The organism is Streptomyces sp. NPDC050504, assembly GCF_044458065.1.
GTDB lineage: Bacteria > Actinomycetota > Actinomycetes > Streptomycetales > Streptomycetaceae > Streptomyces.
This window is the reverse complement of the sequence record NZ_JBITHO010000012.1, coordinates 108,520-133,761: the sequence shown is the minus strand read 5'-3', so window position 1 is coordinate 133,761 and position 25,242 is coordinate 108,520. Positions and strand designations below refer to the sequence as shown.

15 protein-coding genes are annotated in these 25,242 nt (G+C 73.8%); 4 read left to right on the top strand and 11 right to left on the bottom strand.

Annotation, left to right across the window (positions count from 1 at the left end; genetic code table 11):
• Positions 1 to 20: 20 nt before the first annotated feature.
• From ACIBNE_RS35395 to ACIBNE_RS35370, 6 genes are all read right to left on the bottom strand, one after another.
• Positions 21 to 3,311, bottom strand: a complete 3,291-nt coding sequence (locus ACIBNE_RS35395) for an amino acid adenylation domain-containing protein (protein WP_399279089.1) — start codon at positions 3,309 to 3,311, stop codon at positions 21 to 23.
• Positions 3,308 to 8,956, bottom strand: coding sequence for an amino acid adenylation domain-containing protein (locus tag ACIBNE_RS35390; RefSeq protein ID WP_399279087.1), 5,649 nt, complete (start codon positions 8,954 to 8,956; stop codon positions 3,308 to 3,310). The genes ACIBNE_RS35395 and ACIBNE_RS35390 overlap by 4 nt, the downstream gene beginning before the upstream one ends.
• 165 nt (positions 8,957 to 9,121) lie before the next feature.
• Positions 9,122 to 12,256, bottom strand: coding sequence for an amino acid adenylation domain-containing protein (locus ACIBNE_RS35385; protein WP_399279085.1), 3,135 nt, complete (start codon positions 12,254 to 12,256; stop codon positions 9,122 to 9,124).
• 622 nt (positions 12,257 to 12,878) lie between these two features.
• Positions 12,879 to 13,061 (bottom strand): hypothetical protein, encoded by a 183-nt coding sequence (locus tag ACIBNE_RS35380; RefSeq protein WP_399279084.1) that lies wholly within the window; start codon positions 13,059 to 13,061, stop codon positions 12,879 to 12,881.
• 266 nt (positions 13,062 to 13,327) lie between these two features.
• Positions 13,328 to 13,546 (bottom strand): DUF6243 family protein, encoded by a 219-nt coding sequence (locus ACIBNE_RS35375; RefSeq protein WP_399279082.1) that lies wholly within the window; start codon positions 13,544 to 13,546, stop codon positions 13,328 to 13,330.
• Positions 13,547 to 13,733: 187 nt separating this feature from the next.
• Positions 13,734 to 14,870 (bottom strand): magnesium and cobalt transport protein CorA, encoded by a 1,137-nt coding sequence (locus ACIBNE_RS35370; protein WP_399279080.1) that lies wholly within the window; start codon positions 14,868 to 14,870, stop codon positions 13,734 to 13,736.
• A 143-nt stretch (positions 14,871 to 15,013) separates the two neighbouring features.
• Between ACIBNE_RS35370 and ACIBNE_RS35365 the strand changes: the two genes are divergently transcribed.
• The gene (locus ACIBNE_RS35365; protein ID WP_399279078.1) at positions 15,014 to 16,135 is read left to right on the top strand and encodes a winged helix DNA-binding domain-containing protein; all 1,122 of its coding nucleotides are present in this window, start codon (positions 15,014 to 15,016) and stop codon (positions 16,133 to 16,135) included.
• A gap of 46 nt (positions 16,136 to 16,181) precedes the next feature.
• Here ACIBNE_RS35365 and lysA read toward each other — a convergent pair whose 3' ends face one another.
• From lysA to ACIBNE_RS35345, 4 genes are all read right to left on the bottom strand, one after another.
• Positions 16,182 to 17,528 carry a diaminopimelate decarboxylase gene (gene lysA / locus ACIBNE_RS35360; RefSeq protein WP_399279075.1) on the bottom strand — a complete coding sequence of 449 codons (1,347 nt, stop codon included), beginning with the start codon at positions 17,526 to 17,528 and terminating at the stop codon, positions 16,182 to 16,184.
• A 26-nt stretch (positions 17,529 to 17,554) separates the two neighbouring features.
• Positions 17,555 to 17,932: an SAV_915 family protein gene (locus ACIBNE_RS35355; RefSeq protein WP_399279073.1), complete on the bottom strand. Its 378-nt coding sequence runs from the start codon at positions 17,930 to 17,932 to the stop codon at positions 17,555 to 17,557.
• Between the two features lie 582 nt (positions 17,933 to 18,514).
• The gene (locus tag ACIBNE_RS35350) at positions 18,515 to 19,252 is read right to left on the bottom strand and encodes a LysE family translocator (protein ID WP_399279071.1); all 738 of its coding nucleotides are present in this window, start codon (positions 19,250 to 19,252) and stop codon (positions 18,515 to 18,517) included.
• A 62-nt stretch (positions 19,253 to 19,314) separates the two neighbouring features.
• The gene (locus tag ACIBNE_RS35345) at positions 19,315 to 20,184 is read right to left on the bottom strand and encodes a response regulator transcription factor (RefSeq protein ID WP_399279390.1); all 870 of its coding nucleotides are present in this window, start codon (positions 20,182 to 20,184) and stop codon (positions 19,315 to 19,317) included.
• Positions 20,185 to 20,325: 141 nt separating this feature from the next.
• On the opposite strand from ACIBNE_RS35345, the gene ACIBNE_RS35340 reads away from it, so the two are divergent.
• The 3 genes from ACIBNE_RS35340 (at position 20,326) to ACIBNE_RS35330 (ending at position 24,170) form a co-directional block, all read left to right on the top strand.
• Positions 20,326 to 22,002 (top strand): AMP-binding protein, encoded by a 1,677-nt coding sequence (locus ACIBNE_RS35340; RefSeq protein ID WP_399279070.1) that lies wholly within the window; start codon positions 20,326 to 20,328, stop codon positions 22,000 to 22,002.
• Positions 21,999 to 23,594, top strand: coding sequence for an AMP-binding protein (locus tag ACIBNE_RS35335; protein ID WP_399279068.1), 1,596 nt, complete (start codon positions 21,999 to 22,001; stop codon positions 23,592 to 23,594). Before ACIBNE_RS35340 ends, ACIBNE_RS35335 begins: the two co-directional genes overlap by 4 nt.
• A 159-nt stretch (positions 23,595 to 23,753) precedes the next feature.
• Positions 23,754 to 24,170: a hypothetical protein gene (locus tag ACIBNE_RS35330; RefSeq protein WP_399279066.1), complete on the top strand. Its 417-nt coding sequence runs from the start codon at positions 23,754 to 23,756 to the stop codon at positions 24,168 to 24,170.
• 90 nt (positions 24,171 to 24,260) lie between these two features.
• Here the strand turns inward: ACIBNE_RS35330 and ACIBNE_RS35325 are convergent, their stop codons facing one another.
• Positions 24,261 to 24,980, bottom strand: a complete 720-nt coding sequence (locus ACIBNE_RS35325; RefSeq protein WP_399279065.1) for a hypothetical protein — start codon at positions 24,978 to 24,980, stop codon at positions 24,261 to 24,263.
• Positions 24,981 to 25,242 lie beyond the last annotated feature (262 nt).

The window sequence follows — 25,242 nt, the reverse complement described above, 5'->3', positions numbered from 1 at the left end:
GCCTTGCTTGTCCTCGGGCGTCAGGTCAGCCGACCGGCGGCCTCCTCCTCGCTGAGGGCGTCGATCTCCGCGATCAGCAGCGCCTCGATCCGGGCCGCCAGGACCGCCGGGGTGGGGCTCTCGAAGACGTCGCGGATCGACACGTCGAGGCCGATGCCGGCCCTGATGCGGGCGGCGACCCGGGTCACCAGGAGCGAGTCCCCGCCGAGCGCGAGGAAGTCGTCGTGCACGCCGACCTCCGGTACGCCGAGCACCTCCTGCCAGAGGCCGACCACCAGGGCCTCGGCGTCGGTGCGGGGCGCCAGGTACTCGGCGGCGGCGCCCGCCGGGTCGGGGTCTGGCAGGGCGCCGGTGTCGAGCTTGCCGTTGGCGGTGAGCGGGAGGGTGTCGAGCAGCACCACGGCGTCCGGCACCATGAAGGCGGGCAGCCGCAGCGCCAGGTGCTCGCGCAGTTCGCCCGCGCTCGGGCCCGGGTCGGCGGTCGGCCGCGGGACGGCGTAGGCGATCAGCCGACGGCCGTCGCGGACCAGTACGGCCGCACGGCCGACGGCCGGGTGCGCGGTGAGGGCGGCCTCGATCTCGGCGGGCTCGATCCGGTACCCGCGGATCTTCACCTGGTCGTCGGCCCGGCCGAGGAACTCCAGCTGCCCGTCGGCGCGCCACCGGGCGCGGTCGCCGGTGCGGTACATCCGGCCGTCGGGACCGTCGGCGAACGGGTCGGGGAGGAATGCCTCCGAGGTCAGCTCGGGCCGGGCCAGGTAGCCGTGCGCGAGGCCGTTTCCGCCGACGTACAGCTCGCCCTCGGATCCGGCGGGCAGCAGGCCGCCGCGCTCGTCCAGGAGGTAGAGCCGCACCCCGGGCAGCGGACGGCCGAGCGGCGGGCGCTCGTCGGCGGGCCCGCCGAGGGAGTCGCCCCCCGCGCCGCCGCCGAGGTCGCCCGCCGTCACGATGATCGTTGCCTCGGTCGGACCGTACGTGTTGACCAGCCGTACGGAGTCGCCGTGCCGCTCCCGCCACTGGGCGAGCGCGCCCGCGCCGGCCTCGGAGCCGCCGAGGACCACCAGGCGCAGCGCCGGGGGCCAGGGGGCCTGGTCGCCGAGCGAAACCAGCTCCTGCCAGTACGCGGTGGGCAGGTCGAGCACGGTGACGGACCGCCCTGCCCCGCCGCGCAGCAGGTCGGGCAGCATCCGGCCGCCGCCGGGCAGCAGGACGACACAGGCGCCCGCGGTGAGGGCGGGCCAGATCTCCTCGGCGTGGGTGTCGAAGCCGACGGAGGCGAACTGGACGATACGGTCGCCGGGCCCGAGCCGGTAGCCGTCGGGGCCGGCCATCCACCGGACGCGTTCGGCCAGGGCGGCGTGCCCGACGGCGACGCCCTTGGGCGTCCCGGTGGAGCCCGAGGTGTAGAGGACGTACGCGAGGCCGCCCGGATCGGTCCCGGGCAGTGCGGCCCCGGCGCCCCGGTGTCCGGTGCCGACGGCCCCGGTGTCCGGACCGCCGACGGCCAGCACCGGGACGCCCAGGTCGGGGACGCCCGGGTCCTGCCGCTCGCCTCCGGTGAGCAGCAGCGCGGCATCCGCCTCCCCGAGCATCAGCCGTTGGCGCTCGACCGGATGCGCGGGATCGAGCGGCAGATAGCCCGCACCGGCCTTCCAGACCGCCAGCAAGGCGGTGACCAGTGCGAAGGACGGCTCGATCCTGACGCCCACCGCACGGCCCGCCACCTGGCCCAGCCGCCCGGCCAACTCGTCCGACGCGCGGTCGAGTTCGGCGTACGTGAGCGTGCGGTCCGCGCACTCCAGGGCGGGCGCGTCGGGGCGGGCGGCGACCTGGTCGGCGAAGCCGCGCAGGATCGACCGGGCCCCGTCGGCGACGGCGGGACCCGCGCCGAGGGCGAGCAGCGCGGCGCGCTCCCCTCCGGTCAGCAGCCAGTCGCCGTGCAGCGGGACCTCCACGTCCGCGACGGCACGGGCGAGCAGGTCGCGGACCCGGCGCGCCAGGGCCTCGACCGTGGCGCGCTCGAAGAGCTCCCGGTCGAAGCAGAACGAGAGCGTCATCCCGCCGTCCGGGGTGCGCCAACTGTCCAGCAGCAGATCGGTCTTGGCGCGGTCGAAGCCGGAGTCCATGCTCGCGGTCCGCACGCCGGGGGGCAGCGCGGTCCCCGCGTCGGCACCGTCGCCGGTGCCGTCACCGGCGTCGGCGGTGGCCAGCTCGTACTGGCTCTGGTGGACGAACACCGCCTGGTACAGCGGGCCGACGCCGGGCAGTACGGGCAGCCCCAGCTCGGCGGCCACCCGCTCGACCGGGACGTCCTGATGGCTCAGCGCGGCCATCGTGGCGGAACGCACCCGGCGCAGCACGGTGCGGAAGTCGGGCTCGCCCGTGAGGTCCGCGCGGATCACCCCCGTACGGGAGAAGTAGCCGAGCAGGGCCTCGTGGGCGGTCTCGTTGCGACCGGCCAGCGGGGTGCCGACGGCGAAGTCGTAGCAGCCGCTCCAGCGGGCCAGCACGCTCTGGTACGCGGCGAGCAGCACCATGAACGGGGTGCAGCGCTGCTCACGGGCCAGGGCGTCGATTCCGGCGACGAGGCCGGGCTCGACGGCGAACTCGGCGAAGCCCGCCGGACGGGCGGGGGCGGCGGGCCTGGGGCGGTCCAGCGGCATCCGCAGCGCGCCGACCCCGGCCAGCCGTCCGCTCCAGTAGCGGACCGCCTCCTCGGCCGCGCCCCCGTCCAGCCTGGCCCGTTCGGCGCGCGCGAAATCGCCGAACTGTAGCTTGAGTTCGGGAAGGTCGGCCGGTCCCTCGCCGATCTCCTCGCGGTACAGCGCGAGCAGTTCGCGCCACAGCACGGTGAACGACCAGCCGTCGGACACGATGTGGTGGACCACCACGCCCAGCGCGTGCTCGTGCTCGCCCGCACTGACCAGGACGGCCCGCAGCGGCGGGCGCCCGCCCAGGTCGAAGGGGGCGTTGACGAAGGGCGCGCAGGCCGCGGTGAAGGACTCCTCCGCGGCGTCCGGGACCTGGACCAGGGCGAGTTCGACGTCCCTCACGGGCTCCACGACCTGGACGGGCTGCTCGCCGTCCAGGGCGAACCGGGTGCGCAGCACCTGGTGCCGCTCGGTGAGCCGGGTGAGCGCGGCGCCCAGCGCCCGGGGGTCGATCGGGCCGCTCCAGCGCCGGTTCAGGTACATGTTGAACCCGGCGTCCCGCGGGTTCAGTTGCTGGAGGAACCAGAGGCGGCGCTGCTCGTCGGTCAGCGGATGGCGGGCGGCGGCGGGTGCCGGGGCGGCCGAGGTGGGCGATGTCATGCGTTCATCTCGCTTTTCGCGCGGGCCCGCAGGGTCTCCAGACCGATCAGGTCGTCGGACTCGGCGTCCGGGACCTCCCGGTCGAAGCGGGCCAGGACGGGAATGCAGAAGCTGATCAGGACCAGTACGGCCATGGCGAGGCCGAACACCAGGTAGAGCAGGCCGATGCCGCGCCCGTCGCCGGTGCCGATCAGCGCGCCGACGCTGGAGGCCAGCGCGCCGCCCTCGTCCATCAGGGGCTGGAGCAGCCCGGGACCGACGGGGGCGACCAGGGCGAAGCCGATCGGCAGGGTGGACCAGGCGACCATGGTGTTCACCGCGATCACCCGGCCGTGGAAGCGCATCGGCACCTTGGTCTGGACGACCGTCGCGTAGATGCCGTTGAGCAGCGCCAGGCCGTACGTCATGCCGAACGCGCCGACGGCGACCACGGCCACCGAGGGCCGCAGTCCGGTGACGACGCAGGCGGCGGCGAGGCCGAGGGTGGCGAACAGGACGCCGCGCAGCCGCATCCGGCGCGGGCCTCCCCAGACCAGCAGGGTGAGGCCGCCGAGCACGGCGCCAAGGCCGGCGGCGGTGGAGACCCACCCGGCCGCCGAGGTCGAGGAGAAGGAGAGCACCAGCGGGGTGACGAGCAGGAAGAGCGGCGAGAGGAAGACGTTCAGCGCCGCGAACCAGAACAGCATGGCCCTGAAGTGGCGGCTGCCCAGCGCTCGTTGGAAGCCCGCCCGGATCTCGGTGCCGACGCTCTCGCGGCGGGCGGCGGCCATCGTGTCGGGGAACCGCAGGGCCAGGGTGACGCCCGTGGCGATCAGGTAGCTGACGACGTCGAAGACCAGGATGCCGCCGAGGCCGATCGCGTGCAGGATGCCGACCGCGATCAGCGGGACGAGGAACTGGGCGAGGCCGAGGGCCATTTGGACCACGCCGTTGGCGCGGCCCAGGAAGCGCTTGGGCACCAGTTGCGGCACCGCCGAGCCCCAGGCGACGCGCTGGAAGGCGAGCACCGCGGAGAGCACGGAGATCATCACGTAGCAGTGCCAGATCTCCAGCGAGCCGCTGAGGTGGAGCACCAGCAGGGCCGCCTGGGTCAGACCGGCCGCGACGTCGCCGTACAGCATCACCCGGCGGCGGTCGCCGCGGTCGACGACGGCACCGGCCAGCGGGGCGACCACGATGCCGGGCACCAGCCCGAAGGCCGCGAGCAGGCCGAGGTGGAGCAGCGAGCCGGTCTGCAGGTAGATCCAGATGGGCAGCGCGAACTCGGTGAGCGCCGAGCCGATCATCGAGAGCTGCTGGCCGGTGGCGACGGCCAGGAAGCGGCCCATGGTCGGGCGTACGGGACGGCGCGGGCGTACGGGACGGCGCTCGCGGCCCTCGCGGGACTTCTCCGGCACTTCGTGCGGCGCGGAGATCCCGTCCTCGGGCCCGGCGGCGTCGCGGGACAGCCCGGCCAGCCACCACGTGGCGTCCTCGGTGCGCGCGTGGCGCGCCTCCTCGCCCGCGGCGATCGAGCGGTGCACCCCCGTCAGGATGTCGGCCAACTCTTCGGCGCGGTACTTGAGGTAGAAGTGTCCGGCCTCGTCCAGGACCACCACGGCGGCCGTCCCGGTGATCCGGTGCCACTCGCGGAACCGCTCCTCGTAGAACTCGGTCGCGGGGTCGCGGTCGCCGCAGACGGCGATCACCGGCGCGTCGAGGGTGCCGCCCTCGCTCTCGTACAGCTCGCCGAAGTAGCGCTCGGCGCCCTTGGTGCCGACCCGGCGGTTGCGCACCATCAGCCGCAGCTGCTCCTCGTCGACCTCGTCCACGTCCAGGCCGGCGGCCGCCAGGGCGTTGATCATGCCCTGGTCGCTGCGCAGACGGGCGGCCAGCTCGGCGAAGCGCTCGGAGAGCGCGGCGCCGCGGCCCTTCGGACGGGCGAAGGGGAAGATGCCGCCGAGGTGGACGGCGTCGATCTCCCGGCCCGCCGCCTCCACCCTGCGGGCGATCTCCACGGTCAGCCGGACCCCGACCCCACAGTGCCCGTAGAGCACCAGCGGTCCCTCGACGTGCGCGAGGATCTCCTGGGCGCAGAGCCGGGCGACCTCGTCGATGTCCATCGGTTCCTCGCCCAGCTCGTGGCCGGGGACGGCGATGGAGTGCAGGGCCCAGTCCGCGGGCATCGCGTCGGCGAGCGGCTTGTAGATCAGCGCGCTGCCGCCGCCGTAGGGGGCGCAGACCACGCTCGCGGCCACCGTGCGGCGCTCGGGGGTGAGCAGGTGCAGCAGCCGTCGCGGGCCGCGTTCGCCCTCGGGGGCGGCCACGAGACCGGCGAGCCGACGGACGGTGGGGTACTTGAAGAGGTCCATCACGCCGACCGGGACGGCCAGTTCGGGGAAGGCCCGGCGCATCCGCGCGACCACCTGGGTCGCGAGCAGGGAGTGGCCCCCCAGCTCGAAGAAGTCGTCCAGCGCGCCGACCCGGGGGAGGCCGAGCAGGTCCGCCCACATGGCGGCGATCACCTGCTCGGTTTCGCCCTCGGGGTCGACGTGGGTGCCGGTGGCCGGGCCGTCTTCGGGTGCGGGCAGCGCCCTCCGGTCGACCTTGCCGTGCGCGAGCAGCGGCAGCCGCTCCAGCACCACGTAGCGCGCCGGGACCATGTAGTCGGGCAGCGACTCGCCCAGGGCGGCGCGCAGTTCGGCGGAGGTCGGCGGTTCGCCTTCGCCGGGGTGCTCCAGGTAGGCGACGAGGTTCTGCCGCACGCCCTCGCCGCGCGCCATGACCACCGCCAGGGTGATGCCGGGCAGGGCGGTCAGCGCGGCCTCTATCTCGCCGGGCTCGACCCGGTGGCCGCGGACCTTGATCTGGTCGTCGGCACGGCCGAGGTAGTCCAGGGTCCCGTCGGCGCGCCAGCGCGCCAGGTCGCCGGTGCGGTACATCCGGGGGCCGTCGGGGTCGGGGGCGCCCTGCCCGGATGGGGACGGACCGGAGGGGGACGGGCCGGAGGGGGGCTGGTCGGCGTACGGGGCGCCTTGGCCGGAAGGGAGTGGGGTGGCGTACGGATCGGGCAGGAACCGCTCGGCGGTCAGGTCGGGCCGCCCGAGGTAGCCGCGGGCCAGCCGGTCCCCGCCCAGGTACAACTCGCCGGTGACGCCCGGTGGCACGGGGTTGCGGGCCCCGTCCAGCACGTAGCAGCGCCCGCCCGCCAGCGGGCTGCCGATCGGGGTGTTGCCCGGCGCCTCCAGTCCTTCGGCGGTGACCTCGTGGACGGTGATCCCCACCGTCGCCTCGGTCGGCCCGTAGTGGTTGAACACCGCGCACCGGCCGAGCGCGGCGATGCCCGCGGCCCAGGACCAGCCGCTGGCCTCGCCGCCGAGCACCAGCGCACGGCGCGGCAGCAGCCGTTCCAGCGGTGCGTCGGCGGTCAGCGCGGCCAGGTGGGAGGGCGTCATCTTCAGGTAGTCGATCCCGGCCCGCTCCATCGCCCCGGCCAGTTCCACGCCCGCGATCCGGCGCGGCAGCAGGTGGACCCGGCCGCCGGTCGTGAGCGCCAGGTAGAGCATGGTCATGCTGAAGTCGAAGGAGAGCGACTGCAACAGCCCGAAGGAGGAACCGGGCTCGATCCGCAGCCGTTCGCCCGCGCCCGCCAGGTAGTTGAGGATCTGGCGGTGCTGCACCGCGACGCCCTTGGGCGTGCCCGTGGAGCCCGAGGTGTAGATCACGTACGCCAGGTCGTCGGCGCCGGACACCTCCGCGAGCGGCGCCCCGTCCCACTCACCCGCGTCCGCGCCGTCGCCGGTCAGCAGGTCCACCGCCGGATGGTCGCCGAACCGGGGCCGCAGCACGGCGTCGGTGATCAGCACCTTGGCCCCGGAGTCGGCGACCAGGCGGGCGAGCCTGGCGGGCGGCTGCTCCGGGTCGAGCGGCAGGTAGCCGCCGCCCGCCTTGAGTACGGCGACCAGGGCGACCGCGAGTTCGGCCGACTGCTCCAGGCAGACGGCCACCCGGTCGTCCGCGCCCACCCCCAGCGCCCGCAGGCGCCGGGCCATGGAATTGGCGTGCCGGTCGAGCTCCCCGTAGGCCAGCGTGCGGTCCTCGAAGACCAGCGCGGGCGCCCCGGGCGTCCGCGCCGCCGCCGAGGCCAGCGCCCCGGTGAGCGTGGCGGGGCCGCCGTCCGGCAGGGCGGGACCGGCCGCCCAGGTCTCCAGCACGGCCGTCCGCTCGGCCGCGCCGAGCAGCGGCAGCCGGTCGACCGGCAGCGCGGGGTCGGCGACGCCCGCCGCGGTCAGCAGCTCGAACCGCTCGACGAGGCGCTCGACGGTCGCGGCGTCGAAGAGGTCGGTGCGGTAGGTGAGCAGGCCGTAGAGGCCGCCGTCCTGCTCCTCGCGCATGTAGAGCGCGAGGTCGGCGTGGGTGGTGGTGGCCTCGTAGCCGAAGCCCTCGGAGTCCGGGCCCGGGGCTGGGGCGGCGGCACGGTCGCCGTAGTTCTGGAAGGCGAAGGTGGTCTGGAAGACGGCGGCGCGGCTGACGTCGCGTTCCACCGCGAGGTCGTTGACCATCTGCTCGAACGGCACCTCTTGGTGCGCGTACGCGTCGAGCGTGGTCTCGCGGACCCGGCTGACCAGACGGCCGAAGTCGAGTTCGGCGGAGAGCCGGGCGCGGATCGGCAGCATGTTGACGAACGCGCCCACCACGCCTTCGAGTTCCTTGTGCAGCCGACCGGCGACCGCGGATCCGACGGCGAAGTCGCGCTGACCGGAGTGCCGGCCCAGCAGGGCCTGGAACGCGGCCATCAGCACCATGTACGTGGAGGCGCCGGACGCCCGAGCCAACTCGCCGATCTGTCCGGAGAGTTCGGCGCTCCAACGGAACTCGACAGCGGCCCCGTCGAAGGTGAACAGCGGCGGCCTGGGCCGGTCGGACGGCAGCTCCAGGGCCGGTACGCCGTCGAGCTCGCCGCGCCAGTGCTCACGGGACGCGGCGAGCTGCCCGTTCTCCAGCCGGTTCCGCTGCCAGGCCGCGTAGTCGCCGAACTGCACGTCGAGGGGCGGCAGTTCGCCCGGGGCGCCGTGGGCGTGGTGGGCGTAGCGGACGTCGAGCTCGCGGTTGAGGAGGTCGATCGACCAGCCGTCGCAGATGATGTGGTGCATCACCAGGGCGAGTACGTGGTCGTCCTCGGCGATCCTGACCACCAGGGCGCGCAGCAGCGGTCCCGTACGGAGGTCGAAGGGTTCGGCGATCAGCGCGCCGAGTTCGGCGGCGGCGCGCGCCTCGGGGTCCGGGTCGGTGCCGACGTCCAGGTGCTGGGCGGCGAACGGCGCGGGCTCGGCGACCCGTACCTCGGCGGTGCCCGCCTCGGTGGTGCGGAAGGTCATCCGCAGGCTCTCGTGCCGGGCCACCAGGTCGGTCAGCGCGGCGTCCAGCGCGGCGCGGTCGAGGGGGCCGCGGAACCGGCGGGCGGGCGCCAGCGTGTAGGCCGTGGAGCCGGGAGCGAACTGGTCCATGAACCAGAGCCGTTCCTGGCCGCTGGAGAGGGGCGGCTCGGTGTCCGCCGGGCGGGGGGTCACCACCCGGGTGGGCGCCGCGGCGCCGCGCAGCCGCTGGCTGAGCAGGGCGCGCTTGGCCGCGGACCAGTCGGCGGGCAGGTCCTGGATATCCGTCATCGGGTTCCTGTTCGGGCGTTTCAGCGGGGAGCCGCGGGGTGCGGGCGCGGCGGGACATGGCTGATCGGGACGCGGCGCGGTGGGGCGGGTGGGTCGGGGCCGAGCGGCGCCCGGCGCGCCGGGGCGGGCGCGCCCGGCGCGCGTGGGGCACCCGGCGCGCCGGGACTACTGGCGCTCGCGGACGGCGGCGGCGATGCCGGACGGGGTCGGGACGTCGAAGAAGAGGTCGAAGTCCAGTTCCACGCCGAGGGCGTCGCGGATCCGGGCGGCGATCTGGATCACGGTCAGCGAATGTCCGCCGAGGTCGAACAGGTCGTCCTCGGGGCCGACGTCGGGCAGGTTCAGCACCTCGGCCCAGACCCGGCGGACCGTCCGGACCGTCTCGTCACCGCCGTCACCGCTATCGATGCCGTCGATGCCGTCGATGGCGGCGGTCTGCGGCGCCGGAGCCTCGCGGGGCGGTACGGGCAGGGCCCGCCGGTCGAGTTTGCCGTTCGGGGTGAGCGGCAGGCGCTCCACGGCGAGCCAGCGCTGCGGGACCATCGCGGCGGGCAGCGTGCGCGTCAGGTGGTCGCGCAGGTCGGCGGGGGCGGGCGGCCGGACGTCGGCGACCGGCACCAGATAGGCGGCGATGAAGGGCTCACCGCCCTCCTCGGCGTGGACGGCGACGGCGGCCTGGGCGAGGGCGGGGTGTTCGAGCAGGGCGGACTCGATCTCGCCGAGTTCGATCCGGTGCCCGCGGATCTTGACCTGGTCGTCGATCCGGCCGAGGAAGTCGAGTTCGCCGTCGGTCGTCCAGGCGGCGCGGTCCCCGGTGCGGTAGAGCCGGGCGCCGGGCGGGCCGTACGGGTCGGGTACGAAGCGTTCGGCGGTGAGTCCGGTGCGGCCGAGGTAGCCGTGGGCGACGCCGTCCCCGCCGATCAGCAACTCTCCGGGCACGCCGAGCGGGGTGGGGTTCAGCTGTCCGTCGACGACGTAGGCGCGGGTGTTGGCGATCGGCCGGCCGATCCCGACCCGCTCGGGCTCGGCGGGGAGTTCGGCGCAGGTGGACCAGACGGTGGTCTCGGTGGGCCCGTACACATTGAGCAACCTGGCGGTACGCGACCGGAGTTCGCGCGCGAGCGGCAGCGGCAGCGCCTCCCCGCCGACCAGACCGGTGACGGGGGCGAGCGGGTCGAAGCCGGTCCCCGCCGTGAGCATCACCCGCCAGCCGGACGGGGTCGCCTGGACGTGGGTGACGCCTGCGGAGCCGATCAGCGCGAGCAGCCCCGGGCCGTCGACGGCGAGGCCGTCAGGGGCCAGGACCAGGCGGCCGCCGGTGATCAGCGGCAGGTAGATCTCCAGCGCGGAGATGTCGAACGAGAGCGAGGTCAGGCCGAGCCAGGCGTGCCGGGGGCCGGAGTCGAGCCGGTCGGCGAAGGAGGCGAGCAGGTTGACCAGCGACCGGTGGCCGACCGCGACGCCCTTGGGGCGGCCGGTGGAGCCCGAGGTGTAGAGGACGTACGCCACGTCGTCCGGACCGGGTGAGGCGTGCGGCGCCGTATCCGGACCGGCTTCGGCCTGCCCCTTCTCGAACGCCTCCGGGAGCCGCAGGACCGCGGGGGCCGCCGCGGCGACCACGGGCGAGGGCTCGCGGTCGGCGAGCACCAGTACGGCTCCGGAGTCGCGCAGGACGAGGGCGAGGCGCTCGGCCGGATAGCCGGGGTCGAGCGGCAGGTACGCCGCACCGGTGGCGTGGACGGCGAGCAGCGCGGCGGGCAGGTCGGCGGTGCGGTCCAGGTGGAGGGCGACCAGGTCACCGGGCCGCACGCCGCTTACGCGCAGCGCGGCGGCCAACTCATCGACACGGGCGGTCAGTTCGCGATAGCTGAGCCGACGGTCCGCCGCGCTGACGGCGATGGCGTCGGGGGTGGCGGCGGCCTGGTCGCGGACCAGGTCGAGCACGGTCCGGTCCGCCGGAAAGGACCGGTCGGTGGCGTTGGGCGCGGTGGTGACGGCGCGGAGTTCGGCGGTGTCCAGCAGCGGCAGGTCCAGCAGCCGGACGCCGGGCGCGGCGACCGCACCGGCGAGCAGGTTGCTGTAGTGGCGGGCGATCCGGCGGGCGGCGTCCGGGGCGAGCACGGACGGGTCGTACTGGAGGCTGAAGTCGATGCCGCCGCCCGGGGCGCCGGAGGTGTCGGGTCCGTCGGGCGCCTCGACGATCTGGAGGTGGAGGGTGTTGCGAGCGGTGCGGTTGTGCACGGCCCAGGCGATCCGGGCACCGGTGCCTGCGAAGTCGGGGGCGGGGCCGCGTCTTCGGTAACCGAGCGAGACCGGGGTGAGTCCCACGCGGGGCCCCAGTCCGGCGACGGCGGTGCCGAAGGGCACGCCGCGGTACGGATAGCAGGCCCGCAGCTCGGCCCGGACGGCGGCGGCGAAGGACGCGAAGGTCTGCGACGCGTCGGCCGCGGGCGCGGGGACGGGCAGCTCGTTGACGAACAGCCCGATCTCATCGGCGAGTTCGGGCGTACGAGTGGAGAGCGGCACGGAGACCGGCACGGCTTCCCCGCCGTAACGCCGCAGCAGCCCGTGCAGCGCCGCGAGCAGGAACTCGAAGACGGTGGTGCCGCAGCGGGCCGCTGCCGCCGCCAACTCGTCGGCCTCGACGGCGCCGAGCCGCCACTCGACCGCTTCACCGGCTCCGGCGGTGGTCGGGGTGCGCGGCATGCCCGGCAGTACCGGTTCGGTGGCGGCGGCCCAGCGCGGCCCGTACCACGCGGCGGCCCTCCGCGAGGTGTCCGGGTCCGCGCTCGGCGGCGCCGGTGCCGTGACCGCGTGCGGGAGCACCGAACCGTACGCGGCCGCGAGGTCCCGGACGAGGACGTCCTTGGAGTTGCCGTCGAAGACCGAGTGGTGCGCGGTGAAGAACAGTTCGGCGCTTCCGTCGGAGCGCTGGTACAAGGTGAACCTGCTGAGCGGCCCGACTTCCAGGTCAAACGGCAGAGCGGCCTCCTCGGCCAACCGCATCTCCAATTCGCCTTCTTCCAGGCCCACTTGGTGAAGCGTCAACTCGGGCCGCAGTGCTGCGGGCTCCTGCCGGACCTGCCCGTCACGCTCCACCAGCCGGGCGGCCAGCGCGGGATGGCGCCTGGTCACGGCGTCCACCGCGCGGGCCAGCGCCGCCGCGTCGATCCGTTCGAAGGAGATCCGCAGGGGCATGTGGAACGCCTCGCGGGCCAGCCCCAGTCGTTCGGTCAGCCAGACGCCCTGCTGGGCCGGAGAGGCCGGGGTGCGGTCGGTCAAGGGGAGGACTTCGGACATCGGCGGCTCACTTAGGACGTCGGAGCGGAGCGGAGGAGCGGCGCGGGTGCGTACGGGCGCGGCGTGGGGCGCGGGGCACCGCACGTCGGGGCGTCAGAGGTCAATGGCCGTCTGTGGCAGCCGGGTCGAACGAAGGGCCCTGCCATCGTGTGGCTGAGGCCCACCCCCTCGGGGACCTGGCCGACGGCCGTGAGTGGTCGGTATCGCGGGACATGGTCAGAATCCCCCGAGGCGTCTGGTATCTCCGGCTCCCGCCCGATGAAGACCATTGGTCCAGACCTGTCGAGAGATTCGCACAACCTCCACGTACCGTCAAGAGTCCTCCACACCTTGGAATCAGGCGCTATGCGCGCGCCGAGCTGTGCGGACGTCCGCCCGGACGTTCGCGGGCGTGATCGGAGCTGACGAACCATCAACATCGGTGCGCCCGGCGACGGATGGAAGTAAGCCGGGCCCGCCCCCGCGCCGACGCCACTGAGTCGACGCGGACCACGGGCCGTTTTCGGACGTTGGCAGGAGCTAATCCGGGCAACGCCCGATGGGCCGGAAACAGCCGTCCGCCGGACGCGGGAAGCCCGCTCCGGCGGCCGGCCGGACTCGGGCGCACGGACGGCGCTGCTCCTCAGCGGTGGTGGACGCCGCCCTGCCCGCCGGGGGCGATGGTCCTGGAGGCCTCGTCCTCATGACGCGGGACGTGGCAGTGGTACGTGTACGGGATCCGCGCGTCGGCCAGGGTGCCGAAGGGTACGGCGAGCGGGACCGTACCCGTGCCGGGCAGGTGGACGGTGTCCTCGGGGCCGCGCATGCAGGCGGGCAGTTCGCCCGATGCGCCGGTGGACGTGGCTGCCGGTCGAGCCGTGCGGGTGCGGGTGGTGTCAGAGCGTGGCGGCGGGCCGGCGGACCGTCCACCGCGGCTCCCGCGTCTGGCCCGCCCCGACCGTTGCGCACGGCCATCGCGACGCGCTCGCCGTCGCGCGCGCAGGGCCGGGACGACCCCGGGGATTCCCGGCCCGGCGAGAGCGCAGGGTCAGCGGCAAAGCCTGGTGATGATGTCCCCGGGGCGGCGGTGCGTCAGTCCTGTGCGGTGTCGTCGCCCGCCTGCGCGGCGGCGGCCTCGGCCGCGCGGGCCTTCTCGCGCATCTTGCGCACCAGCTCCGCCTTCTGGTCGGCGGCGCTCTGGCGGTCGAGGTTGCGGTGCGGACCGTTGTTCTGCCGCTCGGCGCGGGACTGCCTCTTGCGCTGGCCGCCGCCCTGGCCCACGGGGTTGTTGATGTTCTTGCTGTCGGTCACGGGTTCTCCCGGTGGTGATGTGAAGTGATCTGCGGATTCATCGGTGGGGAACGGGCACGGCGACGCCGAAGGGCGTCAGCGGGGGCCCGTCACGCCCTCACTCGTGAATCGGCTTGTGGAAGAACATGACAAATACGGTACCCGACGTGCGCCGACCCCAAGGTGAGGGTGAGTGCCGGTGTGCCTCCTACAGCCAGTCGCGGCGCTTGAAGATGACGTACAGGCTCGTGCAGACCACTGCCATCAGCAGGATCGCGAAGGGGTAGCCCGCCGCCCACTTCAGCTCCGGCATGGTCTCGAAGTTCATGCCGTAGATAGTTCCCACGAGTGTGGGCGCGAAGAGGATCGCGGCCCAGCTGGAGATCTTCTTGATCTCTTCGTTCTGTTCGAAGCCCGCTTCGGCCAGTGCCCGCATCTCCGCGTTCTGCTGCTGGGTCACCAGGGTGCCGTTCACCGTCAGGATCTCGGTCAGGGCCTGGCGGAAGCCGTCCACCCGTTCGCTGGTGTGCGTGACGTGGTCGGCCACGTCGCGGAGGTAGCGCTGGAGTTCGGCGTCCGTGCCGTACTTGGCGAAGCCCGCCATCAGGGCGTGCAGCATGCCGACCAGGGGGCGGGTCGCCCGCTGGAACTCGACCATTTCGCGGGAGAGTTCGTAGATGCGGCGCGACACCGCCGGGTCGCCGCCGAAGACTTCAGTCTCGATCTCGTCGATGTCGGTCTGGACGCCGGCCACCACCGGTGCGTAGCCGTCGACGACCGCGTCCAGGATCGCGTACAGCACCGCCTCCGGGCCCAGCGCGAGGAGTTCGGGGGTCTCCTCCATGCGGCGGCGCACCGCCGACAGGTCGGGGGCCGCGCCGTGTCTGACCGTGATCACGAAGTCCTTGCCGACGAAGACGTGCAGCTCGCCGAAGTCGACCTCTTCCTGCGCGTCCAGGTAGCGCGCCGCGCGCAGCACGACGAAGAGCGTGTCGCCGTAGCGCTCCAGCTTCGGGCGCTGGTGGGCCTCCATCGCGTCCTCGACCGCCAGCTCGTGCAGATCGAACTCGGCTGCCAGGGAGAGGAGTTCGGAATCCGGCGGGCGGTGCAGGCCGATCCACGCCATTCCGTCGGGCTGTTCGCGCAGCAGCCGGAACGTCTCGGCCAGCGTCGACGGCGTCGAGACGCGCCTGCCGTCGCGGTAGAGCGACGCCTGGACCACCGTGCTGTGCTGATCGGGGGACGCGGGCGGCGGAGTCGAGGGCTCGGGGGCCGGGGGCGGGGCGGCCGGCGTCTCGGGAGTGCCGCGCGGGGGTGTCGTGGAGCGGCGCCAGGTGTGCCTCATGGTGGGGTCCACCTCGCGATTCGATCGAATGTACGTCTCTGGGCAGGGAGCAGGATATACGTCCTGAATTGCACCGGCATTACGATGGAGCGGCGTGCGATTGCGGACCGGAGGTGTCCTCAAGGGTGCGTAGCGTACGGATCATGACCACGCCGACCGCCACGCCCCGCGTCCTCGACGCCCGCGCCCTCAACCGCGCCACGCTCGACCGTCAGCTCCTGCTGCGCCGGGCGGACCTGTCCGCGCTCGACGCCGTACGGCAGCTGGTCGGGCTCCAGGCGCAGAACACCAAGCCGCCGTACTTCGCGCTCGCCGCCCGGCTCACCGACTTCGACCCGATGGAACTCTCCGGGCTGATGGCCTCCCGCGACGTCGCCCGGCTCGTCACCCTGCGCTCCACCATCCACACGCACACCGCCGAAGACTGCCTCGCCCTGCGGGCGCTCGTGCAGCCGGTGCGGGAGCGGGAACTCAAGATCTTCCGGACGCGGCTCGTGGGCGTCGACCTCGACCGGCTCGCCGCCGTCAGCCGCGAGCTGGTCGAGGAGCGCCCCCGGCCGCTCAAGGAGCTCAGGGCGGAGCTGCTGGCGCTCTGGCCCGCCGCCGATCCCTCCGCCCTCACCGTGGCCGCACGCTGCCTGCTGCCGTTGGTGCAGGTCACGCCGCGCGGGCTGTGGGGCGAGAGCGGACAGGTCACCCTCACCACCGCCGAGCGGTGGTTCGGTACGGACGCGGTGCCCGCGGCCTCTCCCGACGAGACCGTGCTGCGCTATCTGGGTGCCTTCGGGCCCGCGTCCGTCAAGGACATGCAGACCTGGTGCGGGCTCACCCGGATGCGCGAGGTCTTCGAGCGGCTGCGGCCCGAGCTGCTCGTCTTCCGCGACGAGAACGGGGTCGAACTCTTCGACCTGCCGGACGCGCCCCGCCCCGACGCGGCCGTCCCCGCCCCGCCGCGCTTCCTGCCCGAGTTCGACAACGTACTGCTCTCGCACGCCGACCGCACCCGGATCGTGCCGCCCCAGTACCGCGACCGGATCTGGACCGGCAACCAGTCGCACCCCACTTTCCTGGTGGACGGCTTCCTCGCCGGGGTGTGGCGCACCGTCGAGGAGGGCGGGGTCACCACGCTGGAGATCGAGGCGTTCGGGGAGCTGGGGCGCCGCGAGCGGGACGCCCTGGCGGAGGAGGGGGAGCGGACGGTGAGCCGGATGGTGACCTCGGGCCCGACCTCCGTCGCCTTCCGGGCGTGGCGGACGGCCGGGTGAGGGGCCCTACGGGGTGCCGGGTCCCCCTACGGGGACCTGGGGTCCCTCATGGGGTCATGTCGCGTTCCAGCATGTCCGCGAGCGTCTCCCGCCGCACCAGCAGCCGCGACCTGCCGTCCGCCACGGCCACCACAGGGGGCCTGCCCGTCATGTTGTAGCCCGAGGCCATCGACACGTGGTACGCCCCCGACGCGGGCACCGCGAGCACGTCGCCCGGTCTGATGTCCGCCGGCAGCTCCACCGCGTCCGCCAGCACGTCGCCGGCCTCGCAGTGCCTGCCGACCACCGTCGCCGTGCGCATCGGCGCGGTCGGGGCCCGGCCGATCAGCCGGGCCGTGTACCGCGCCCCGTACAACGCGGGGCGCGGGTTGTCGCTCATCCCGCCGTCCACCGCGACGAAGACCTTGCCGCCGGTCCGCTTCACGGAGAGTACGCGGTACAGCGCGACGCCCGCGGGGGCCGCTATCGAGCGGCCCGGCTCGATGGTGATGCGGGGCATCGGGAAGTCGAACTCCGCGCAGGCGCGGGTGAGTTCCGACGTGATGCGATGGCCGTACGCCGCCGGGGACGCGGCCGGGTCGCCCGGTGCGTACGGGACCGCGAAGCCGCCGCCCAGGTCCAGCTCGGGCAGGGTGACGCCGTGGCGGTCGCGGATGCGGGCCATGAACGAGATCAGGCGGCGCACGGACTGGGCGTACGGCTCCGGGGACGCGATCTGCGAACCGAGGTGGCTGTGCAGGCCCACCAGGTCGAGGCGGGGCTGGCCCAGGACGCGGGCCACCGCGTCTTCGGCGTCGCCGTCCGCGATGGAGAGGCCGAACTTCTGGCCCTCGGCGCCGGTCCTGATCTTCTCGTGGGCGCCGGCCTCGATGCCGGGCAGGACGCGGACCAGCACCTGCTGCGCGTCGGGGCCCGGGACCTGGGTCGCCAGGCGGGCGATCTCGCAGTCCGAGTCGATGACGATGCGGCCCACGCCGATGCGGAGGGCCGCGCGGAGGTCCTCGGGGGACTTCGCGTTGCCGTGCAGGAGGACGCGGTCGGCGGGGAAGGCGCGGGTGGCGGCGAGTTCGAGTTCGCCCGCCGAGCAGACGTCGAGGCCCAGACCCTCTTCCGCGATCCAGTCGACCACCGCTCGGCAGAGGAACGCCTTCGCCGCGTAGACGACTTCGGCGTCGGGAAAGGCGCGGCGCCAGGCGCGGGCGCGGCCGCGGAGCTCGTGCTCGTCCAGTACGTAGGCCGGGGTGCCGTAGCGCTCGGCGAGCCGGGCGAGGGACACGCCGCCCACGGAGAGGTCACCGCCGGGGGCGGTGGTCGCGGAGGCGGGCCAGACGGAGGGGGCGGTGAGGGAGGGGGCGTCGGGAGCGGGGGAGCGGAGGGGCGTTCGGGTGGTCATGGTGGTGGGCCTCCAGCGGTCGGCAGTCAGTTGAGGTAGGTGCGGACGGCGGTGACTGCGTGCCAGGGGGCGCGACCGGCGCCCCGGGCGGCGGAGGCCGGGGGTGTCTTCGCGGGCGGGGCGGTCATGTGGGGGTCCACCGTGAGCGTGTGGACCCCCAGGGGCTCGGTCAGGGCGAGCAGGGCGGGGGCGGCCAGGCGGATCCACGGCTGGCCCTCGCCCATGACCGCGGTCAGGCGGTCGGGGGTGGTGAAGCCGACGGCGGTGCGGGCGCCCAAGGGGGTGCGCATGAAACGGAGTTGCTGCCCTCCGGCAGAGCCGGTCCTCACGGGGACGTACAGCGGCCCTGCCGGGCGGCGTTCGTCGGGGTCGGAGTCGGTGGGGGAGGGGGCGAGGGTCTTCACGAGTACTCCTTGGAGTGGGGCGGGTCGTGGTCCGACGCTACGGGCGGGTGCGGTGGGGGTGGGGGCGTCCTGACGGGACGCTGATCGTGGGGCGGGGAGTCTTGATGCGGTGCTAGCGGGGGGCGTTTCGCCTGCGGCGGGCCGCGTGTCCCTGACGGGGTGCCCGCTCCCCGGGACGGGGTTCGCCTGTGGCGGGCCCGCCGGGGGTGCGTGGGTATGTTGCGCGTGTGCCCGATTGCTCGCGCAGTTCCCCGCGCCCCTGACGGGGCGCGATCGCACCGGGGGCGTAATGGGTGCCCCGGGGTGGGGGTCGGAAGGGTGCTCCCCGCAGGAGCACGAGCCAAGACCGGGGTTATCCAGGACTGGAAACGGTTCCGGCTCGTGATCTGAGGAGTGCACCCTGGAGCGCCCCCGGCCCCCCAGGCACCCAACCCGTGACCGGATCACCCCATCCCCCTAGGGGCGCGGGGAACTGCGCAAAAAGACGGCACCCCGAGGCAACGGGACCCCAAAAGGACCGGGCACCCCGTGCTGCGCAAAAACGGCACCCCGAGGCAACGGGACCCAAGACCCCGCCGCCCCCTACTCCGCCCGCCCCGTCCCCGCCACCATCACGCCCAGCCCGATCATCGCGAAGCCGCCCGCTCCGCCGATCATCGACAGGCGGCGGTCCGAGCGGGCGAACCACGTCCTCGCCTCCGCCGCGCACACGCCCCACAGGGTGTCCGTCACCAGGCCGATGCCGATCGGCACCAGGCCGAGCAGCAGCATCTGGCCCACCACGTGCCCCGCCGAATGGTCCACGAACTGCGGCAGCACCGCCGCGAAGAAGACGATCCCCTTGGGGTTGGTCACCCCCACCACGATCCCGTCGACCGCCGTCCGCAGGTCACCCCGCCGACAGGCCCCGCGCGCCGCGCCCACCGGAGCGCCTCCCCGCGGGCCGCCGCCCACCGGGCCGCCGTCCACCTGGACGCCACTCGCGGGGGCACCGCCCACCGGAGCGCCGCCCACCGCCCCGATCCTCAGCTCCCCGCGGTGCCTGAACGCCTGCACGCCCAGGAACACCAGATACGCCGCACCCGCGAGCTTCACCGCCGTGAAGACCACCGCCGACCGCTCCACCAGCGCGCCCAGGCCCAGTGCGACCAGCACCACCAGGGCGTACGAGCCGACCACGTTGCCCAGGGCCGTGGCGACCGCGGTCCTGCGGCCGTGGGCCAGCGCGCGGCCGATCACGAACAGCACGCTCGGCCCCGGAATCACGATCACCAGCAAGGACATCGCCGCGAACGTCAGCAACTGATTGGTGGACACCATGTCCCTCACCCCCGACCGCCCAGGTTAGCGACTTGGCAACTTGGCGACTTGGCGACCGGCACTCACGGCAGCAGCCCCGCCCGCCTCGCGGCCACCACCGCCTCCATCCTCGTCGACGCGCCCAACTTCCGCATCGCGGAGCGGAGATAGCCCTTCACCGTCTCCGGCTTCAGCCCCAGCCGCAGAGCCGCGGTCCCGTTCGTCGCGCCCGTCGCCACGCACGCCAGGACGTCCACCTCGCGCGGCGCGAGCGTCACTTCGGGCAGCCGTCTGGCCGGTGCGGTGCCCGCCGTCGCCAGGCGGCCGCACACCGCGAGGAGTTCCGCGCGCAGCGCGGGGTCCACGATGCGCGGGGCCAGCGCGCGGAGTTCGCCGTGCGCCTCCCGTACCTCTTCCCACGCGTCCGACCCGTGCTCCCGGCCCACCCCCACCCCCGCCCCCGGCGCGCCGGAGGAAGCCCCCGCACCCCCGTCCGACCGGCCCCGCCCCCGCGCCGTCACCAGCAGGCGCTCCACCTCGTCGCGCACCGCGAGCGCCTGCTCCACGTCGCGGGCCGCCGCCATCGCCGCGTCGAACGTGCGGTCGCCCAGCGCCAGCGGCTCGCGCAGCGCCCCGTACAGCACGCCGCGCACCCGGCGGCGCACCACCACGGGAACCGCGAGGACCGCGCGCAGGCCCTCCGCCGCGACCGGGCCGTCGTACTCGTGGCTGATGTGCCGCGACGCGGGGTAGTCCGTCACCGCGCACGGCCGCGACAGCGCGATCGACTTGCCGCCGAGGCCCGTGCCCGCCGAGATCGCCAGGCCCCGCAGGGCGTGCGAGGCGGCGCCCGTCAGTTCGGCGATCCGCAGTCTGTGCGGGTCGCTCAGCAGCCCGCCGAACGCCACCGGGAGCCCCGTCGCGCGGCGCAGCCCCAGCAGGGCGGCCCGCATCTCCACCGCCGTGGCCACCTGATCGGTTACGTCCTGCCCGTGCACGCGCGATTCGCTTCCCTTCACCCCCGTCCGGGGGTAGTGAGACCCAGGTCACTGATTACACGATGGGCGGGGCCGGTCCCGCAATGAGGAGGACGCATGTCGGAAACCAGCGCGACGGAGGAGTTCCGGGCCGCCCGGGACTTCCTGCTGGCGCACCGCGAGGACTACGCGACGGCGTACGAGGGCTTCGTGTGGCCCCGCCCCGAGCACTTCAACTGGGCCCTGGACTGGTTCGACGCCATCGCGGACGGCAACGGCGGGGACGCGCTGCGCATCGTCGAGGAGGACGGCAGCGAGGTGCGCGTCTCCTTCGCCGAGATGTCGCTGCGCTCGGCCCGCGCCGCCAACTGGCTGCGGGAGCGGGGCGTACGGGCCGGGGACCGGGTGCTCGTGATGCTCGGCAACCAGCGGGAGCTCTGGGAGGTCGCGCTCGCCGCGATGAAGCTGCGCGCCGTCGTCATCCCCGCGACCCCGCTGCTCGGCGCCGCCGACCTGGTCGACCGGGTGGAGCGCGGGCAGGTGCGGCACGCGGTGGTGCGCGACGCGGACGCGGGGAAGTTCGACGAGGTGCCGGGCGACTACACGCGGATCGTGGTGGGGGAGCCGAGGGAGGGCTGGGCCCGCTACGCGGACGCCGACGCCGCGTCCGCGGAGTTCGCGCCCGACGGGCCCACCCGCGCCACCGACCCGCTGATGCTCTACTTCACCTCGGGCACCACGGCCCGTCCCAAACTGGTCGAGCACACCCACGTCTCCTACCCGATCGGGCACTTGGCGACGATGTACTGGATCGGGCTGAAGCCCGGCGACGTGCACCTCAACATCTCGTCGCCCGGCTGGGCCAAGCACGCCTGGTCCAACCTCTTCGCGCCGTGGAACGCCGAGGCGACCGTCTTCATCCACAACTACGGCCGGTTCGACGCGGGCCGGCTGATGGGCGAGATGGACCGGGCCGGGGTCACCAGCTTCTGCGCGCCGCCCACGGTGTGGCGCATGCTCATCCAGGCCGACCTGAAGCAGCTGCGCACGCCGCCGCGCGAGGTCGTCGCCGCGGGCGAGCCGCTCAACCCCGAGGTCATCGAGACCGTGCGGCGCGAGTGGGGCGTCACCATCAGGGACGGCTTCGGGCAGACCGAGACGGCCGTGCAGGTCGCCAACACTCCGGGGCAGTTGCTCAAGGCAGGATCGATGGGGCGGCCGACGCCCGGCTTCGACGTCGTGCTCGTCGATCCGGTGACCGGCGAGGCGGGCGTGCGCGAGGGCGAGATCTGTCTGGACCTCTCCGCCCGTCCCGTCGGGCTGATGACCGGCTACCGCGGCGACCCGGAACGCACGGCCGCCGCGATGGCCGACGGCTACTACCGCACCGGCGACATCGGCAGCCGGGACGAAGACGGATACATCGTCTACACCGGCCGGAGCGACGACATCTTCAAGGCGTCCGACTACAAGATCTCCCCCTTCGAGCTGGAGAGCGCCCTGCTCGAACACGAGGCCGTCGTCGAGGCCGCCGTCGTTCCCGCGCCCGACGAACTGCGGCTCGCCGTACCGAAGGCGTACGTCGTGCTCGCGGAGGGCTGGGAGCCGGGACCCGACACGGCGAAGGTGCTGTTCGCGCACTCGCGCGCGGTCCTCGCGCCGTACCAGCGCATCCGCCGGATCGAGTTCGCCGAGCTGCCCAAGACCGTGTCGGGCAAGATCCGCCGCATCGAGCTGCGCGAGCGCACGGCGGCGGGCTCGGGCGCCGAGTACGTGGAGGGCGACCTGCGATGACCGAGCTCTCCTACGCCCACGGCACCAGCACCACCCCGCTGCTCGGCGACACGATCCCCGCCGACCTCGCCCGCACCGTCGCCCGCTTCCCCGACCGCGACGCGCTCGTCGACGTGCCGTCCGGGCGGCGCTGGACGTACGCGGAGTTCGGCGCGGCCGTCGAGGAGCTGGCGAGCGCGCTGCTGGCCTCCGGGGTCCGCAAGGGCGACCGGGTCGGCATCTGGGCGGTCAACTGCCCCGAGTGGGTGCTGACGCAGTACGCCACCGCCCGCATCGGCGCGATCATGGTGAACATCAACCCGGCCTACCGGGCGCACGAGTTGGCGTACGTGCTCAACCAGGCGGGCGTCTCGCTGCTGATCGCCTCGCTCGCGCACAAGACGAGCGACTACCGCGCGCTGGTCGAGCGGGTGCGGGGCGACTGCCCCGCGCTGCGCGAGACGGTGTTCATCGCCGACCCCGGCTGGGACGCGTTCCTGGACCGGGCCACGGGCGAGGTCGCGGCCGAGGCGCTCTCCTGCGACGAGGCCGTCAACATCCAGTACACCTCGGGCACCACCGGCTTCCCCAAGGGCGCGACGCTCTCCCACCACAACATCCTCAACAACGGCTATTTCGTCGGGGAGTTGCTGGGCTACACCGAGCTGGACCGGATCTGCGTGCCGGTGCCGTTCTACCACTGCTTCGGCATGGTGATGGCCAACCTCGCCGCCACCTCGCACGGCGCGTGCATCGTCGTCCCCGCGCCGTCCTTCGATCCGGCGGCGACGCTCGCGGCGGTCGCGGCCGAGCGCTGCACCGCGCTCTACGGCGTGCCGACGATGTTCATCGCCGAGCTGAACCACCCGGACTTCGCGACGTACGACCTCACCTCGCTGCGCACCGGCATCATGGCCGGCTCGCCGTGCCCGGTGGAGGTGATGAAGCGGGTGGTGAGCGAGATGCACATGCCCGAGGTGTCCATCTGCTACGGGATGACGGAGACCTCGCCCGTCTCCACCCAGACCCGGCGCGACGACGACCTGGAGCGCAGGACGGGCACGGTCGGCCGGGTCATGCCGCACGTCGAGGTGAAGGTGGTCGACCCGGCCACCGGCGCCACGCTGCCCCGGGGTGAGTCCGGCGAGCTGTGCACCCGCGGCTACAGCGTGATGCTCGGCTACTGGGACGAGCCGGAGAAGACCGCGGAGGTCATCGACGCGGGGCGCTGGATGCACACCGGGGACCTCGCGGTGCTGCGCGAGGACGGCTACGCGCAGATCGTCGGACGGATCAAGGACATGATCATCCGTGGTGGTGAGAACGTCTATCCGCGCGAGGTCGAGGAGTTCCTGTACGGCCACCCGAAGATCGCCGACGTGCAGGTCGTCGGGGTGCCGGACGAGCGGTACGGGGAGTCGGTCCTGGCCTGCGTCATCCCGCGCGATCCGGCCAGCCCGCCGACGTACGAGGAGCTGGTGGCCTACTGCGAGGGGCAGTTGGCCCACTACAAGATCCCGGGCGGGCTGCGGCTGCTCGACGCGTTCCCGATGACGGTCAGCGGCAAGGTGCGGAAGGTGGAGCTGAGGGAGGCGTACGGCGCCGGGCGGTGAGCGGGCCCGGTGCCGGGCCCGGTGAACCGGCTTGCCGGGTCGGGACGGCTGCGTCAGGATACGGGCCGGGGGACGTGTGGGACGACGGGGGAAGCTGTCGTGGACACTCGGGCGCCCCGGTCCGTCCACCACCGTCGAACAGCCGAGGCGATCCCACTCATGCATCCAGTCGCACGCACCCTCCAAGTCCTTTTCATGCTGGCCGGCTTCGCCCTCCTCGCCACCGGCTGGATCATGGCCGACGACGCGCACGGGCGTACGGAGTACCGGATGGAGTGGGTCTGTGAGCCCGACGCCGGGAGCAAGACCAAGCAGCGCTGCGCGTCGCAGGGCATGTCCAGCAACTACTCCTTCATCAACGACGACGTCCCGGAGACCGGTGTCACCATCGGGCTCGCGGGCGTCGGCCTGATCGTCGCATCGGCGTCGGTCGCCATCGGCAGCCGCAAGAGCGCGGCCGGTCCCGTCGCGGGCCCCGCCGTCGGCGCGGGCGCGCCCGCGGGCCCGTACGGCGCGTCGCCCTACGGCGGGCAGACCCCGCCCCCGCCGGGGCAGGGGCCGCACCAGGGGTACTAGGGCTGTCGTACCCGGGCCACCCGAAGAGGCCCTTCGGCACAGAACGCGGCGCCGCGTCCCACGGTTGTGGGGCGCGGCGCCCTTTCGTCTTCAGCGGCCCGCCGAGACCAGCTCCTCCGCCGCCGCGTTGACCGGGCGCGGGGTGCCCGTGAGGTCCATGACGAAGAGCGGTACGGACAGTTCGTCGGCGCGGGCCGCGGCGTCGTGCGCGTACCCCGCCAGGGAGAAGCAGGCGCTGGCCGCCGAGGCGCTGAGGCCGTTGAGCCAGAGGCACTCCACGGTGCGCAGGGTGGTGGGCGACGTCGTCGGGTCGACGTGCGCGACCAGCCCTTCGGCGCGCAGGTCCGCGCCGGACGCGGGGCGCGCTTCGGGCCGCACGATGCCGCGGTAGCCCAGCCAGCCCAGGTACCGCGCCGCCACCGTGATGGCGTCGCGGGCCGTGCGGATGGCCTCGGGGCGGAACGCGGGGCGGGGCGCCGGGGCCGTGCGGGGCAGCGGGATGTGGGCGGGGTGCCGGACGGCCGCTTTCGGCGTGTGTGCCGTGGCGGGCCGCGGCCGTGCGACCGGGACGCGGAGCACCGCGCCGCACGGGCAGCCCAGCTCCGGCTGGGGCCACTGCCCGTCGCGCCCGCAGCCCGTGCAACGCACGGTCACCCACTCGTCGGCCCAGGCGCGCCCGGTCACCGGCGCGGCGGGCGCGCCCGCCACCAGCGGCGGGGTCACCGGAGTGCCGCAGGCGCACGGGTAGCTCGCGGGGACGAAGGCGTGCGCGCGGTCGCAGGCCGGACAGCTCACCGGTACGGAATCCACGACGGCCCCCTCCGCGCGGGCCACTTCACGTCCCGCGCTCCCTTCCCATCGTCCCCCAACCGTGCCCTGGCCGGAAGCGGTTTCGGCGACGGCGGGGCGGGCGGGTTCCCCGGCCGAGGGGCGGACGGGCGCGCCGACCGGGGAGCGGACGGGCTCCCTTGACGGTGCCCGGAAGGGCCCTTTACATTGCTTCCGTATAGCAGAACATAACTTCCGCAATATGGAATTGGCGCTCTCAGGTGGCGCGACAGAGCCCGATCCC